This is a genomic window from Mycobacterium sp., from assembly GCF_047975165.1.
Lineage (GTDB): Bacteria > Actinomycetota > Actinomycetes > Mycobacteriales > Mycobacteriaceae > Mycobacterium.
Map to the genome: position 1 here is coordinate 23898 of NZ_JBKECZ010000023.1, position 15235 is coordinate 39132.

A 15235-nucleotide genomic window follows, 5' to 3' on the forward strand; every position below is an offset into this window, starting at 1 on the left:
TCCCCGCTGTCCCATAGGGTGGACCGATGAACGGTGCACAGGCTCTGATCAACACGCTGGTCGGCGGCGGGGTCGACGTTTGCTTTTCCAACCCGGGCACGTCGGAAATGCATTTTGTGGCGGCGCTGGACACCGTCGATCAAATGCGTGGTGTCCTGGTGCTTTTCGAGGGTATTGGCACTGGCGCCGCCGACGGGTACGCGCGTATCGCGGGTAAGCCGGCGGCTGTGTTGCTGCACCTGGGTCCCGGACTGGGCAACGGGATGGCCAATCTGCACAATGCCCGCAGGGCCGGTGTGCCGGTGGTTTTGGTCGTCGGCGATCACGCCACCTATCACAAGAAGTACGACGCCCCACTGGAATCCGACATCGATGCGCTCGCCGGCACCGTCTCCGGGTGGGTGCACCGCACGGGTAGCACCGCGGAAGTCGGCCCCGACACGGCGGCAGCCATCGGCGCGGCAATGGCCGGCAAGCACGTTTCCACGCTCATCCTGCCGGCCGACGTCTCCTGGTCCGAGGGCGCCGAACCCGCTGCCGTTGCCGCGGCACCGGCGGGCAGTCCCGCCGGCGATGTGGCGTCGGTGGCGCAGGTGCTGCGCTCGGGCCAACCCGCCACCATTCTGATCGGTGGCGACGCCACCCGCGGGGCGGGGCTGGCCGCAGCCGCTCGGATTGCCGACGCGAGCGGTGCCCGGTTGCTTTGCGAGACGTTCCCCACACGTCTGGAACGCGGCGCCGGTGTGCCTGCCGTCGAGCGGCTGGGGTACTTCGCCGAGGCTGCGGTGGCGCAACTGGCTGGAGCCAGGAATCTGGTGCTGGCGGGTGCCAAGTCGCCGGTTTCGTTCTTCGCCTACCCCGGCATGGCCAGTGACTTGGTGCCGGAAGGTTGCGACGTCCATGTGCTTGCCGACGCTAACTGTGCCACTGACGCTTTGGTGGCGCTCGCCGACGAAGTGGCGGCCGGCACCGTCGCTCCGGTGGCGCCCGCGTCACGTCCGCAGCTGCCGTCGGGGGCGCTGACGTCGGCGACCGCGGCCGACGTAGTCGGGGCGCTGATGCCGGAACGCGCGATCGTGGTGGACGAGGCCAACACCTCGGGGATACTCCTTCCGCAGGCGACTGCCGGGGCGCCGGCCCATGACCTGCTAACGCTGACCGGGGGTGCGATCGGCTTCGGAATCCCGACCGCGGTCGGAGCCGCGGTTGCCGCACCCGACCGTCCGGTGTTGTGCCTGGAATCCGACGGGTCCGCGATGTACACGATCTCGGGGTTGTGGACGCAGGCGCGCGAGCTGCTGGACGTCACCACCGTGATCTACAACAACGGAGCCTACGACATCCTGCGGTTGGAGCTGCAACGCGTCGGTGTCGAGGCAGGACCGGGCCCCAAGGCCAAGGATCTGCTCGACATTTCCCGTCCCACCATGGATTTCGTCAAGATTGCCGAAGGCATGGGAGTACCGGCGCGCCGGGTCACCACGTGTGAGGAGATGGCGGATGCGCTGCGCTCCGCGTTTGCCGAACCCGGCCCGCACCTGATAGACGCGGTGGTGCCGTCTCTGCTGGGTTAATCACCGCGCAGGTGGGCGCACAGGCACTCGGTCATTGCGTCGAGTACGGCGATACCCGCTTCGAACGTGTCCGCCCGGGCCGCCAGTGCCACGCCCAGCCCCGTCGGGCCATCGGGCACAATCCCCCATTGCCGCACCAGATATCCGTCTCCGGCGTCCGGGCCCCACCCGCCCTTGGCCGCAAATCCTTTGGCGGCCAGCGCCCACCGGTGCTCGGGGATCAGGTTTAGCATCAAATCGATGACCGGGGCCGCCTCGGGGACTGCGCCCAGGTTGGCCGCGAAGATCGCCTGGCGATCCAGTGGCCATACGGTCTGGCCGAATGCGGTGAATCCCGGTCGAACACGCTGGGATTCGACCACGGTGAGGGAGTCTCCGGCCGCGGTGATAACCGACTGGACTGCACGTGCGGCCTTCGCCGGTTCCCCCAGCAGTGCCCACAGTTCCTCCGACGCTGGGTTGTCGGATTCGGTAATCGCCTTGATCGCCAGGGGTTCCGCGCGTCGCCGGTCGGCCCGCAGGGCGGCGATGGCCACCGGCACCTTGATCGTCGACCAGGCAACGCCGGCCGACCATGGACCCAGCGCATGGGCGCTGGAGTGTCGGGGTGCGGCGATCGCGATGCCGATGGCAGCCGGGACCCTCGCGGCCAGCGCGGCGAAGTCGGCAACGAATGCCTCGCCGAGAGGGTGCGGAGCCGACGGGGTGTTCATCGGCGTATCTCGAATACCGGATCGCCACAGTCCAGGCCGTCGGCAGACAGCTGTCGTTTGAGTACCTTGAACGTCACGGTGCGGGGCAGCTGCGCACTGACTCGCACGTACGACGGCCACTGCTTGGGCCCCAGGTCGGCCTGGCCCGCCAGGAATGCACGGAACTCGTCCGCGTCGAAGCGGACACCGGATGCCATGACAAGTGCGGCCATCACCCGGTCGCCCACCACCGGATCGGGCACCGGGTACACCGCGGCCGCAGCGACATCCCGATGGCGCAGCAGCACGCGTTCTATGGGGGCCGTGCCCAGGTTTTCGCCGTCGACCCGCATCCAGTCGCCCAGCCGTCCGGCGAAGTAGGCGTAGCCGGCTTTGTCACGGTAGGCGAGATCACCGGTGTGGTAGACACCGCCGGCCATGCGTTCGTCCTCGGCGCCGGCATCGTTGTAGTAGCCCTCAAAACGTCCCGGTCCCGCGGTATTGACCAGCTCACCGACCACCCCGGGCGGGCACGGCTCGCCGGTTTCCGGGGAGAGGATCGTGACGCCCACGGGCAGCGGACCCAGCGCTGTGCGCGGGGTATCGGGTGTGCGGGCAATCGCCACGCCGCCCTCGGTGGAGCCGAACCCGTCCTGCACTACACAGCCGAACCTGCCGGCGAAGCGTTCGAGGTCGGCGGGAACACCCTCGTTGCCGTATACCGCCCGCAGCGGATTGTCCGCGTCGTCGGGACGCTCGGGGGTGGCGAGCACATAGGACAGCGGCTTTCCCACGTAATTTGCGTAGCTGGCGCCGTAGCGGCGCACATCGGGTAGAAATCCGGACGCGGAGAACTTGCGCCGCAACGCGATCGAGCCGCGACAGGCCACGGCCACCGCCCAGCCCACCATCACGGCGTTCGAGTGGAACAGCGGCATCGACACGTAGCAGACGTCGTCGGGGCCAAGGGCGAAACGTTCGGCCATCCGCGTTCCTGCAACGGCCACCTTGCCGTGGCTGCACTTGACTGCTTTCGGCTCGCCGCTGGTCCCGGAGGTGAAGATCAGCATGAACAGGTCTTCGGGAGAGCAGCGCCGAAATACCGGATCGGTATCGCCATACCCGGCGACCTCCAGCTCCCATACCGGCGAGTCGACGTTGAGATGTTCGATATCGGACAATGGCTCAGCGGATTTCGAATCCGTTAGTACCAGTTGACAGTCGGCATGGGCGATGTCGCGGGCCAGCGCCGCCCCGCGACGCACCGGGTTGAGCCCGACCGGGACGATGCCCGACATCGCCGCGGCGACCAGTATCGCCGAGAAGAACGGGGTGTTCTGCAGCAGGACACCGACGTGTGGTGGCCGCGTAGGGTCCAGCCGGGAGCGCAATGCGCCGGCTACGGCGGCGCCGTGCCGCAGGTGATCGCGCCAGCTGGTGAAGGAATCCTCGAAGAGGACTCCGCGGTCGGTGATGCCGGCCAGCGGGGCAAGAAGTTCGGTGACGGTGGGGTCGGCCAACTCAGACCTGCTCGCGCTGCCGGGTATCAGGCCGGTGTGTCGGCGAGTTCGCGGCCGATCCGGAGCAGCTGCCCGGTGGCGCCGCCGAGTGCGAACTCGGTTTCCTTGGCGGCCAGGAAGTATCGGTGCACCGGGTGATCGGTGTCGACGCCCACGCCGCCGTGCACGTGCACGATGCTGTGCGCCACCCGATGCCCGGCGTCGGCGGCCCAGAACGCCGCGGATGCCACGTCGATATCGGCCGGCAGATCCTCGGAAACCTTCCATGCCGCCTGCGTCACGCTCAGCCGCAACCCCTTGACGTCGATATAACCGTCGGCCAAGCGCTGGCCGACCGCTTGGAAACTACCGATGGGACGGTCGAATTGCTCACGCGTGCGCGCATATTCGGCGGTCATCTGCAACCCACGCTCGAGCACACCGAGTTGGTGGGCGCTGCGGCCCAACGCCACGATGGTGCGCAGCCAGGCGACCACGTCGGCGCCGCCCAGCTTTCGCCCTGCCGGAATCCGGGTGCCGTCCAGGGCGAGGTGTCCGACACTACCGAGTCCGGTGGTGTGCAGCGGTGTCACCGTCACACCGGGGTCGGAGGCGGCGACCAGGAAAACCGCCGTCCCGGAGTCGGTTTCGGCGGGCACCAGGAACGCGTCGGCGACCGCGCAGTAACCGACCTGGGTGCGGGTGCCGGCCAAGACGTACCCGCCGTCGGCCGTGCCGGAGCTGACAGCCCGTACCGGGCCTTCGCCCATCTCGCCGTCGGATGCCACCGTGAGGATCTTCTCGCCGCTCACCGCGGGTGCGCCCCAGGCGCTCCGCAATTCCTCGGAGCCGAAGCGGGCCAGCGCGCCGGCACCCAGCACCACCGACTCCAGATAGGGCACAGCGGCCAAGCCCCGTCCGAGCGCGACCAGGATCGCCACCTGCTCGAGCACCCCGAATCCATCGCCGCCCAGCGCGGTGTCGGCCGCAGCGGTGAGGATGCCGCTGTCGATCAGCTTGCGCCACAGTTCACGGTCGAACCGGTGGTCGAGCGCGTCGAGTTCGCGGTGATGCTCGGGTGAGCACACAGCGTCGACGATGGTGTCCACCAGCCCGCCGAGGTCCCGGGCGGCTTCGGTCACGGTGAAGTCCATGAGTGTTCGTCCTCCAGCAGAATCAGCGGTTGGCTCGGGGGAGTCCCAGCGCGACCATGCCGATGATGTCGCGCTGGACTTCGTTGGTGCCGCCGCCGAAGGTCAGGATCAGGCACGCGCGATGCATCCGCTCGACGCGGCCGCGCAGCAGGGCGCCCGGGGAGTCCTGGCGCACCGTGGCGGCGGTGCCCAGCACCTCCATAAGCAGTCGGTAGGCCTCGGTGGCCAGCTCGGTTCCGTACACCTTGGCGGCTGAGGCGTCCGCAGGCCCCAGCGCCTGGCCTTCCGAGGAGGCCAGTTCCCAGTTGATCAGCTTGAGCACCTCGGCCTTGGCGTGGACGCGTGCGAGGTTCAGCCGCACCCACTCCGAGTCGATCAGCCGTGCGCCCCGAGCGTCCTTGGTGTTCTGTGCCCACTCGCGAATTTCCTTGAGTGCCGTATGTATTGGTGCAGAAGAGACGAGCGCGACCCGCTCGTGGTTGAGCTGATTGGTCACCAGCTTCCAGCCCGCGCTCTCCTCGCCGATCAGGTTGGTCACCGGAACGCGCACGTCGCTGTAGTAGGTGGCGCTGGTGTCCGGACCGGCCATGGTGTGCACGGGTGTCCAGGAGAAGCCGTCGGCCGTCGTCGGCACCACCAACATCGAGATCCCGCGGTGCTTCTTGGCTTCGGGGTTGGTCCGCACGGCCAGCCAGACCCAGTCCGCATAGGCGATCAGGCTGGTCCACATCTTCTGGCCGTTGATCACGTAGTCGTCGCCGTCGCGGACGGCGGTGGTGCGCAGGTTGGCCAGGTCGGTGCCGGCGCCCGGCTCGGAGTAACCAATGGCGAAGTGCAGATCACCGGCGGCGATCCGGGGTAGGAAGTACTTCTTCTGCTCGTCGGTGCCGAAGGCCATGATCGTCGGCGCCACGCTGTTGATCGTCAGGAACGGCACCGGGGCGCCGGCGATGGCGGCCTCGTCGGTGAAAATCAGCGAATCCATCGGGGAACGGTTCTGACCGCCGTACTCCTCGGGCCAGTTCAGGGTGAGCCACCCGTCCTTGCCCATCTGTGCCACCGTCTCGCGATAGACGTTGCCGGTGCCGTATTCACCCTGGACCGAGCTCAGTGCCTCGCGGCGCTCGGGAGTCATCAGTCCGGAGAAGTAGGAACGCAATTCGCGGCGCAGTTCCTCCTGTTCAGGGGTGTAGCTGATGCGCATCCGCGCCGCCTCCGATCACGCGATCCTCCATCCGTGGGCGGTCACCGTTGCCCGAGGGGAGGCCAGCCCATTCGCCTTCTGGTTGTAACACGTTCTAGTCTTGGAATCCAGCGGCCGTTTGTGCGGGCGCTGATACAGGCGTAGGGAAGCTCTATGGTGGTGCTGCGGACGGGTCAGCCGACGGCAGCGGCGCGTCTCGTGATTCCCGGCCCGAGTTCGAGGAGGATGCCGTGCGAGTGACAGTGGACCCTGACCGGTGCGAAGGCAATGCCGTATGCGTGGGCATAGCGCCGGATATCTTCGATTTGGACGATGACGAGTACGCCGTTGTCAAGATCGACCCGATACCCGCCGACGGGGAAGAGCTGGCCGAGCAGGCGATCGCCGAATGTCCGCGAGCCGCGCTGCGCCGGGTCGACTGACACCCCCGGCGACCGAGACTAGAGGTATTCATAAATTGACCAGTAACACGAACGCGACCGATCTGTCCGGAAAGGTCGCGGTGGTGACCGGTGCCGCCGCGGGCCTGGGCCGTGCCGAGGCGATCGGGCTGGCCCGGTTGGGCGCCACCGTCGTCGTCAACGACATCGCCGCCGCGCTGGACGCCTCCGATGTGCTCGACGCGATTGCCGCGGCCGGGTCCAGGGGGATCGTGGTCGGCGGGGACATCAGCGCACGCGAGACTGCCGACGAACTGATCGCTACCGCCGACGGCCTGGGCGGGCTGGACATTGTGGTGAACAACGCCGGCATCACCCGCGACCGGATGCTGTTCAACATGACCGACGAAGACTGGGATCGGGTCATCGCCGTGCATCTGCGCGGCCACTTCCTGCTGACCCGCAACGCGGCGGCCTATTGGCGGGCCAAGGCCAAGACAGCCGACGACGGCCGGGTCTTCGGCCGGATCGTCAACACCGCCTCGGAGGCGGGCCTGACCGGACCGGTCGGGCAGGCCAACTACGGCGCCGCCAAGGCGGGCATCATTTCGCTGACCCTGACCGCCGCCCGAGGCCTGAACCGCTACGGAGTGTGCGCCAACGCCATCGCCCCGCGTGCCCGAACCGCAATGACGGCCGATATTTTCGGTGAGGCACCCGAAGGCGGTCTCGCAGCCGGTGAGGTCGACCCGCTGTCCCCCGATCACGTCGTCACCCTGGTCGGGTTCCTGGCGTCACCGGCTGCCGCCGAGGTCAACGGGCAGGTGTTCATCGTGTACGGCCCGCAGGTGACACTGGTTGCCGCGCCGGTTGCCGAACACCGATTTGATGCCGGGGCACCGGCCTGGGATCCCGCCGAGCTGGGTTCGGCGCTGCGGGGCTACTTCACCGGCCGTGACCCGGAGCGGAACTTTGCCGCGACCGGGTTGATGAAATGACGAGGGTGAATACCAGGAGCGTGGGTCGGTAGCGCTTTGGGTGGGCCGGAGGGCTATTAATTCGGGTATTTGTACCGCGCCATCGACACCAGGAACTTGTTCTAGTTAGTATGAGCGCGCTCACACCTAGCAACGAGTCATCCAGTGGTGTGTTCCACGTCTAGAGCTTACGCCGCGAGCCACAGATTGGAGGGCGCATCTTGTTGCAACGGCTTGCGGTGCCGGCGCGGGCGGTCGGCGGATTCTTCGAAATGTCCGCGGAGACCGCTCGCGCGCTCTTCCGGCGCCCATTTCAGCTCGGGGAATTCCTGGATCAGACATGGATGATCGCGCGGGTCTCGCTGGTTCCGACGCTACTGGTGTCCATCCCGTTCACCGTGCTCGTTGCCTTCACGCTGAACATCCTGCTGCGCGAGATCGGTGCCGCGGACCTCTCCGGCGCCGGAACGGCTTTTGGCACCATCACGCAGCTGGGCCCGGTGGTCACGGTGCTCGTCGTCGCGGGCGCAGGTGCGACTGCCATCTGCGCCGACTTGGGAGCACGCACCATCCGCGAGGAGATCGACGCGATGCGGGTGCTGGGGATCGACCCGATCCAGCGCCTCGTCGTCCCCCGGGTGCTGGCGTCGACCGTGGTGGCCCTGCTGCTCAACGGGCTGGTGTGTGCGATCGGGCTGTCCGGCGGGTACGTATTCTCGGTTTTCCTGCAAGAAGTGAACCCGGGTGCGTTCGTCAACGGCCTGACCGTGCTGACCGGGCTGCGCGAGTTGATGCTCGCCGAAATCAAGGCGCTGCTGTTCGGCGTGATGGCCGGGCTGGTGGGGTGCTACCGCGGGTTGACCACCAAGGGCGGCCCCAAGGGCGTCGGTAACGCGGTCAACGAAACCGTGGTCTATGCGTTCATCTGCCTGTTCGTCATCAACGTGGTCATGACGGCCATCGGCGTGAGGCTCTCGGCGAAATGATGCGCGCTATGGAAGCGACGATGCTGGTAACGCGATGAGCGACAACGCGACTTTCGACATGCGCCGGGTCTTCTCGAGGTTCGTCGAACCGGTCGACAACTTCGGCGAGCAGGCGCTCTTCTGGGGCGACACCATCCGCTACATCCCCAACGCTCTCACCCGGTACCGCAAGGAGACCATCCGCCTGGTTGCCGAAATGACACTGGGAGCGGGCGCCCTGATGATGATCGGCGGCACTGTCGGCGTCGCAGCCTTCCTGACCCTGGCCTCCGGCGGCGTGATCGCGGTCCAGGGATTTTCCTCGCTGGGCAACATCGGTATCGAAGCGTTGACCGGCTTCTTATCGGCCTTTCTCAACGTCCGCGTGGTTGCGCCGGTGATCGCCGGGATCGCATTGGCGGCCACCATCGGTGCCGGGGCGACCGCCCAACTCGGCGCCATGCGCGTCTCCGAGGAGATCGACGCGGTCGAGTGTATGGCGGTCCACTCGGTTTCGTACCTGGTGTCGACACGATTGATCGCCGGGTTGGTCGCGATCATCCCGTTGTATTCGCTCGCCGTGCTGGCGGCGTTCTTCGCCGCTCGGTTCACTACTGTGTTCATCAACGGCCAGTCTTCGGGCCTCTACGACCACTACTTCAACACCTTTCTGATCCCATCCGATTTGCTCTGGTCGTTCCTTCAGGCGATTGTGATGTCGATTGCTGTGATGTTGGTGCACACCTACTACGGGTACAACGCCAGTGGCGGATCCGTGGGGGTGGGTGTGGCCGTGGGACAGGCCGTACGGACCTCGCTGATCGTCGTCGTGGTGGTCACCCTGCTCATCTCACTCGCCGCCTACGGCGCGTCCGGAAACTTCAACCTCTCGGGATAGCGGCCATGTCAGATGTCGGATCACGACGTACCGCGGGGCGGGTGGCCGCGACGGCTCTGGGCGCGTTGATGCTGGCGGCATTTGTATTCACCTACCTGGCCTACACCGAGTTCTTCACGCCGGTCGACACCGTCACTGTGCGGTCGCCGCGGGCCGGGCTCGTCATGGAGTTGGGTGCCGAGGTGAAGTTCCGTGGTGTCGAGGTGGGCAGGGTCCGCAAGATCAGCTACGACGGCGACGACGCACGATTGAAGTTGGCCATCAACCGCGGGCAGCTGCACTTCATCCCGTCCAATGCGATTGTGCGGATTGCCGGAAACACCATCTTCGGGGCCAAGGCGGTGGAGTTTCTGGCCCCCGAGCATCCGTCGCCGGTGTCTCTGCCACCGGGCGCAGTGGTGGATACCAAATCGGTTCAGGTGGAGGTCAACACCCTGTTCCAGTCGTTGATCGACGTGTTGCACCAGATCGACCCGGTGGAGATGAACGGTACGCTCAGCGCTCTCTCGGAAGGCCTTCGTGGCCACGGCGACGACGTCGGATCGCTGCTGACGGGGCTCAGCACGCTTGCGAGCCAGGTGAATCCGAAGCTTCCCGCACTGCAGGAGGATTTTCGCAAGGCGGGAATCGTGACCAACGTCTACGCCGATGCCGCTCCAGGCCTCAACGCGGTGTTCGACAATCTGCCGGCGATCAACAGGACGGTTGTCGATGAGCAGCAGAACCTCAACACCACGTTGCTGGCGGCCATCGGTTTGGCGAACAACGGCTACGAGACGTTGCAGCCGGCTGCGGAGGACCTGACAGCAGCTGTCAACAGATTGCGTGCCCCGCTTAAAGTGGTGGCCGAGTACTCTCCGGAGTTCGGCTGCCTGTTCGCCGGCATTGACCGCGGCATCAAAGAATTCGCCCCGTTGCTGGGGGTGCGCAAGGCAGGCCTGTTCACCTCGTCGAACTTCATCATCGGGGCACCGTCGTACACCTACCCGGAGGGCCTGCCGATAGTCAACGCCAGCGGTGGTCCGAACTGCCGTGGTCTGCCCGACATCCCGACCAAGCAGGCCGGCGGGTCGTTCTACCGGGCACCCTTCCTGGTCACCGACAATGCCCTGATTCCCTATGAGCCGTTCACCGAATTGCAGTTTGACGCACCGTCGACACTGCAGTTCCTTTTCCACGGCGCTTTCGCGGAACGGGACGACTTCTGATGGCAGCCGCAGGAATGCCGTCGCACCGGTCGATGGTGATCAAGGTGAGTGTCTTCGCCGCCGTCATGCTGATGGTGAGCGCTGCGCTGGTGCTGGTATTCGGGGATTTCCGGTTCGGTTCGGAGAACACCTACCACGCGACCTTCCTGAATTCGTCGCGGCTGAAAACAGGCCAGAAGGTGCGGATCGCCGGGGTGCCGGTCGGCGCGGTGTCGGGGGTCAACCTGAACCCGGACAACACCGTGGACGTGGACTTCGGTGTGGATCGGCGGTACACCATCTACTCCTCCACGCGGGCGGTCATTCGATACGAAAACCTGGTGGGCGACCGGTTCCTGGAGATCACCTCGGGTCCCGGTGAGTTGCGCAGGCTACCGGCCGGCGCAACCATTGATTCCGCCCACACCCAGCCCGCCCTGGATCTGGACGCCTTGCTGGGCGGCCTCAAACCTCTGCTGAAAGGCTTGGACGCCGACAAGATCAACACGGTGAGCGGGGCGGTTATCGAACTGCTGCAGGGGCAGGGCGGCGCATTGTCCGACGTGCTCGCCGACACCAGCGCGTTCTCGATGGCATTGGGCAAGCGTGACCGGATGATCGGGGACGTGATCACCAACCTCAACTCCGTGCTGGGCACCGTGGATGCGCGCAGCAGCCAATTCTCGACCAGCGTCGATCAACTGCAGCAGCTGATCGAAGGGCTGGCCAAGAACAAAGATGCGATCGCCGGGGCAATCCCACCCCTGGCGTCGACGACAGCGGATCTGACCGACGTGCTGCAGAATTCGCGTCGACCGCTGCAGGGAATTCTGGAAAACGCGCGGCCCCTGGCCACCGAGATGGACACCCGCAAAGCCGAGATCAACAACGACATCGAGCAACTTGGCGAGGACTACCTGCGGTTGTCCGCTCTGGGTACCTACGGGTCGTTCTTCAACATCTACTTCTGCTCGGTCACCATCAAGATCAACGGGCCGGCGGGCTCGGACATCCGATTGGGTCTTGGCGGGCAGGTCGACGCCAGCAAGGGAAGGTGCGCCTTTGCCAAAGAATAAGCCGGGCAACAAACACGACCAGGATCCGCTGCGCACCGGAATCATCGGGATCGCTATGGTGATCTTTGTCGTCCTCATCTCATTCGGCTATTCAGCGCTGCCGTTCTGGCCGCAGGGCCAGACGTACGAGGCCTACTTCAGCGATGCGGCCGGTGTCAGGCCCGGCGACAACGTTCTGGTGTCGGGGGTCAAGGTCGGGTTGGTTTCCGACGTCGGCCTGGCCGGGGACAGTGCAAAGGTCACGTTCAGTGTCAACCGTCGCGTCGTCCTCGGTGACCAGTCACTGGCCGCCATCCGCACCGAAACCATCCTGGGTGAGCGGGCGATATCGCTGAGCCCCGCCGGCTCAGGGCGCGCAACCTCCATCCCGCTGAGCCGGACAACCACGCCGTATACGCTGGCCGGCGCGCTGGAAGACCTGGGCCAATCGGCGAACGCCTTGGACAAGCCGCAGTTCGAGCGCGCACTGGGGGTGCTGACCGACACCCTGCACGACGCCACTCCGGGGCTGCGCGGGGCGCTGGACGGTTTGACCACGCTGTCGCGCACCATCAACTCCCGCGACGATGCACTGAAAGATCTCCTGACACATGCCAATTCGGTATCATTGGTGTTGTCCAACCGCGCCGGCCAGGTGAAGCAGCTGGTCGATGACGGCGACCACCTGTTCGCAGCCCTCGATGAACGGCGGGCCGCACTCAGCACGTTGATCGAGGGTATCGATGATGTGTCCGAGCAGCTTTCGGGCTTTGTCGACGACAACCGCAAGGAGTTCGGTCCGGCCCTGACCAAGCTCAACCTGGTGCTCGACAATCTCAACGAGCGTCGTGACTACATCACCGAGGCACTTAGGCGGCTACCCCCCTATGCCACCACCCTGGGTGAGGTTGTCGGCTCGGGCCCGGGCTTCAACGTCAACATCTTCGGTGCGATTCCGGCGCCGATGATCGCCACGGTGTTCGACGCGGCCTTCCAACCGGGCAAACTGCCGGACAGTCTTGCCGACTACCTGCGCGGAATGATCCAGGAGCGCTGGACGATTAGGCCGAAGTCACCATGATCGGATCCCTATGACAACCCAGGAGCGTTTCGGCGGCAAGAGGCTGCGTGCCATCATCATCGGCGCGCTGGTCGCGGCGCTTGTTTGCGGCGGCTATGTGCTGTACGCCCGTGGCGGGGGTGGCAAGAAGTTCACCGCTTACTTCACCTCGGCGGTTGGCATCTATCCCGGGGACGAGGTCCGTGTTCTGGGTGTACCGGTCGGGACCATCAAGTCGATCGAGCCGCGGCCATCAGACGTCAAGATCACGATGAAGGTGTCCGCCTCCGTCAAGATCCCCAGCGACGCCAAAGCGCTGATCATCTCGCCGAACCTGGTGGCGGCGAGGTTCATCCAACTCACTCCGGCCTACACCGGCGGTACGGTGCTCAAAGACGGCGCCAGCATCGACTTGAGTCACACCGGGGTGCCGGTGGAATGGGACGAGGTGAAGCTGGGGCTGGCGCAACTGGCCGATACCCTCGGCCCGGCGGCAGACGAGGTGCAGGGACCGCTGGGGATGGCGATCAATCAGGCGGCCGATACCTTGGACGGCAACGGTCACTCCTTCCGCAACACGGTGGTGGAGCTGGCGCAGGTCGCCGGGCGTCTGGGGGATTCGCGCGGCGACCTCTTCGGCACCGTAAAGAATCTGCAGGTCCTCGTAGATGCGCTGTCGAACAGCAACGAACAGATCGTGCAGTTTGCCGGGCACGTGGCGTCGGTGTCGCAGGTGCTGGCCGACAGTTCGCGAAATCTCGATCACACCCTTGGCGCACTCAACCAGGCGCTGTCGGATCTGCGGGGGTTCCTGCACGAGAACAATTCTGCCCTGATCGAAACGGTTGACCAGCTCTCGGCCTTCTCCCAGATCATGAACGACGAGAGTGACAACATCGAGCAGGTGCTGCATGTGGCAGGGCCCGCCATCACGAACTTCTACAACATCTACGACCCCGCGCAGGGCACCTTGAACGGCCTGCTGTCGCTGCCGAACTTCCAGAACCCGGTGCAGTTCCTCTGTGGCGGTTCCTTCGACACTCCGGCGGGTTATTCTGCGCCGGACTACTTCCGCCGCGCCGAGATCTGCCGTGAGCGCCTCGGTCCGGTGCTGCGCAGGCTCACCGCGAATTTCCCGCCGATCATGTTCCACCCGATCAACAACATCACGGCTTACAAGGGGCAGATCATCTACGACACCCCGGCAACCGAGGCCAAGGCGCAGACACCCGTTCCGGAGCTGACATGGATTCCCGCGAAGGGCAATGGGAAGCCGCCCGCGGGGAACACCACAGACTTGCAGAATCTCTTCGTTCCGCAGACGCCTGGATCCGGACCCGCACCGGGCCCCGGCCCGGGACCCGGACCCGTGCCCGCCGATGCCGGAACGCCGTCCGGTCCGGACGCCCCGATGCCTGCAGAGCAGGGAGCCGGGAGATGAGACGAATCGTGTTGCGCGCCAGCGCCCTGATAGCCGGCAGCATGATGCTCGCGGGCTGTTCCTTCGGAGGCCTGAACTCGATCTCGATGCCGGGAACCCAGGGCCACGGGATCGGTTCCTACTCCGTTACCGTCGACTTGCCGAATCTGTCGACAATGCCGCAGAATTCTCCGGTCTTCGTCGATGACGTCACCGTCGGCAGTGTGGCAGGCGTCGCGGCCGAACAGCGGCCGGACGGATCGTTCTATGCCACCGTGAAGCTGGCCCTCAACAAGAACGTGGAGTTGCCGGAGAACACGGTGGCCTCGGTCGCCCAGACCTCACTGCTGGGTTCGATGCACGTCGAATTGAGTTCTCCGCCAGACGAGCAGCCAGTGGGGCACCTGCGTAATGGCGCCAAAATCCAATTGTCGCGCACCAGCCACCTCCCGAACACCGAAGAGGTGTTCTCGGCGCTGGGTGTAGTGGTGAACAAGGGGAATGTGGGGGCGCTGGAAGAGATCACCGATGAGGCCTACGAGGCGCTGGCCGGCAGGCAGGGCCAGCTCGCCGACCTGATGCCCCGGCTCGCGGAACTCACCTCCGGGCTCAACCGTCAGGTCGGCGACATCATCCACGCGGTGGAGGGGCTGGACCGGTTCTCATCGATTCTGGCGCGCGACCAGGACAATCTGGGGCGGACTCTGGACACGCTGCCGGATGCCATCCGGGTACTCAACAACAACCGCGACCACATCGTCGAGGCATTCGGTTCGCTGAACCGCTTGGCGACGGTCACGTCCGATGTGCTGTCCCAGACCAAGGTGGACCTCGCTGCAGACCTGAAGGACGTGTACTCGATCATCAAGCCGCTCAACGACAATCGCAAGAAATTGGTCACCTCGTTGCAGATGATGCTTACCTTCCCGTTCCCGAACTTCGGCATCAAGCAGGCTGTGCGTGGCGACTATCTCAACGTGTTCACCACGTTCGACCTGACGCTGCGCCGCATCGGTGAAACATTCTTCACCACGGCGTATTTCGACCCGAATATGGCGCACATGGATGAGATACTCAACCCGCCGGAATTCCTGATCGGCGAAATGGCCAACCTGTCCGGACAGGCGGCCGATCCGTTCAAGATTCCGCCCGGCACGGCGACACAATAGG

General features: G+C 65.4%; 14 protein-coding genes. 10 read left to right on the plus strand and 4 right to left on the minus strand.

Features of this window, described 5'->3' with window-relative positions; translation table 11 throughout:
- The first annotated feature begins 26 nt into the window (after window positions 1–26).
- Entirely contained in the window at window positions 27–1574 is a 1548-nt protein-coding gene (locus tag ACK5M9_RS01280) for an acetolactate synthase large subunit (protein WP_416891399.1), read from the plus strand.
- On the opposite strand, the gene ACK5M9_RS01285 is transcribed toward ACK5M9_RS01280, so the two are convergent.
- Genes ACK5M9_RS01285 through ACK5M9_RS01300 form a run of 4 tightly spaced genes read right to left on the minus strand, consistent with a single transcriptional unit; the run spans window position 1571 to window position 6123 of the window.
- Complete coding sequence (locus ACK5M9_RS01285) at window positions 1571–2287, minus strand: hypothetical protein (RefSeq protein WP_416891400.1); 717 nt, start codon at window positions 2285–2287, stop codon at window positions 1571–1573. The genes ACK5M9_RS01280 and ACK5M9_RS01285 overlap by 4 nt on opposite strands.
- Window positions 2284–3786 (minus strand): long-chain-fatty-acid--CoA ligase FadD17, encoded by a 1503-nt coding sequence (gene fadD17, locus ACK5M9_RS01290; protein WP_416891401.1) that lies wholly within the window; start codon window positions 3784–3786, stop codon window positions 2284–2286. Before fadD17 ends, ACK5M9_RS01285 begins: the two co-directional genes overlap by 4 nt.
- A 26-nt stretch (window positions 3787–3812) precedes the next feature.
- Window positions 3813–4919 (minus strand): acyl-CoA dehydrogenase family protein, encoded by a 1107-nt coding sequence (locus tag ACK5M9_RS01295; protein ID WP_416891402.1) that lies wholly within the window; start codon window positions 4917–4919, stop codon window positions 3813–3815.
- A gap of 22 nt (window positions 4920–4941) precedes the next feature.
- Window positions 4942–6123: an acyl-CoA dehydrogenase gene (locus ACK5M9_RS01300; protein ID WP_416891403.1), complete on the minus strand. Its 1182-nt coding sequence runs from the start codon at window positions 6121–6123 to the stop codon at window positions 4942–4944.
- Window positions 6124–6353: 230 nt separating this feature from the next.
- Here ACK5M9_RS01300 and ACK5M9_RS01305 point away from each other — a divergent pair, with 230 nt between their 5' ends.
- The 9 genes from ACK5M9_RS01305 to ACK5M9_RS01345 all read left to right on the plus strand — a co-directional run bounded on the left by ACK5M9_RS01305 (window position 6354) and on the right by ACK5M9_RS01345 (window position 15234).
- A complete protein-coding gene (locus tag ACK5M9_RS01305) occupies window positions 6354–6545 on the plus strand; it encodes a ferredoxin (protein WP_416891404.1) in 192 nt (63 codons plus the stop codon).
- A 35-nt stretch (window positions 6546–6580) separates the two neighbouring features.
- A complete protein-coding gene (locus ACK5M9_RS01310; RefSeq protein ID WP_416891405.1) occupies window positions 6581–7501 on the plus strand; it encodes a 3-oxoacyl-ACP reductase in 921 nt (306 codons plus the stop codon).
- A gap of 200 nt (window positions 7502–7701) precedes the next feature.
- Complete coding sequence (locus ACK5M9_RS01315) at window positions 7702–8466, plus strand: MlaE family ABC transporter permease (RefSeq protein WP_416891406.1); 765 nt, start codon at window positions 7702–7704, stop codon at window positions 8464–8466.
- A gap of 34 nt (window positions 8467–8500) precedes the next feature.
- Complete coding sequence (locus tag ACK5M9_RS01320) at window positions 8501–9343, plus strand: MlaE family ABC transporter permease (protein ID WP_416891407.1); 843 nt, start codon at window positions 8501–8503, stop codon at window positions 9341–9343.
- A gap of 5 nt (window positions 9344–9348) precedes the next feature.
- Window positions 9349–10551, plus strand: coding sequence for an MCE family protein (locus ACK5M9_RS01325; RefSeq protein ID WP_416891408.1), 1203 nt, complete (start codon window positions 9349–9351; stop codon window positions 10549–10551).
- On the plus strand, window positions 10551–11606 hold the full coding sequence (locus tag ACK5M9_RS01330; protein WP_416891409.1) for an MCE family protein: 1056 nt from the start codon (window positions 10551–10553) through the stop codon (window positions 11604–11606). Before ACK5M9_RS01325 ends, ACK5M9_RS01330 begins: the two co-directional genes overlap by 1 nt.
- Entirely contained in the window at window positions 11593–12666 is a 1074-nt protein-coding gene (locus tag ACK5M9_RS01335) for a virulence factor Mce family protein (protein WP_416891410.1), read from the plus strand. The genes ACK5M9_RS01330 and ACK5M9_RS01335 overlap by 14 nt, the downstream gene beginning before the upstream one ends.
- A 10-nt stretch (window positions 12667–12676) precedes the next feature.
- Window positions 12677–14086 (plus strand): virulence factor Mce family protein, encoded by a 1410-nt coding sequence (locus tag ACK5M9_RS01340; RefSeq protein WP_416891411.1) that lies wholly within the window; start codon window positions 12677–12679, stop codon window positions 14084–14086.
- Window positions 14083–15234 (plus strand): MCE family protein, encoded by a 1152-nt coding sequence (locus tag ACK5M9_RS01345; RefSeq protein ID WP_416891412.1) that lies wholly within the window; start codon window positions 14083–14085, stop codon window positions 15232–15234. The genes ACK5M9_RS01340 and ACK5M9_RS01345 overlap by 4 nt, the downstream gene beginning before the upstream one ends.
- Window position 15235: the final 1 nt, after the last annotated feature.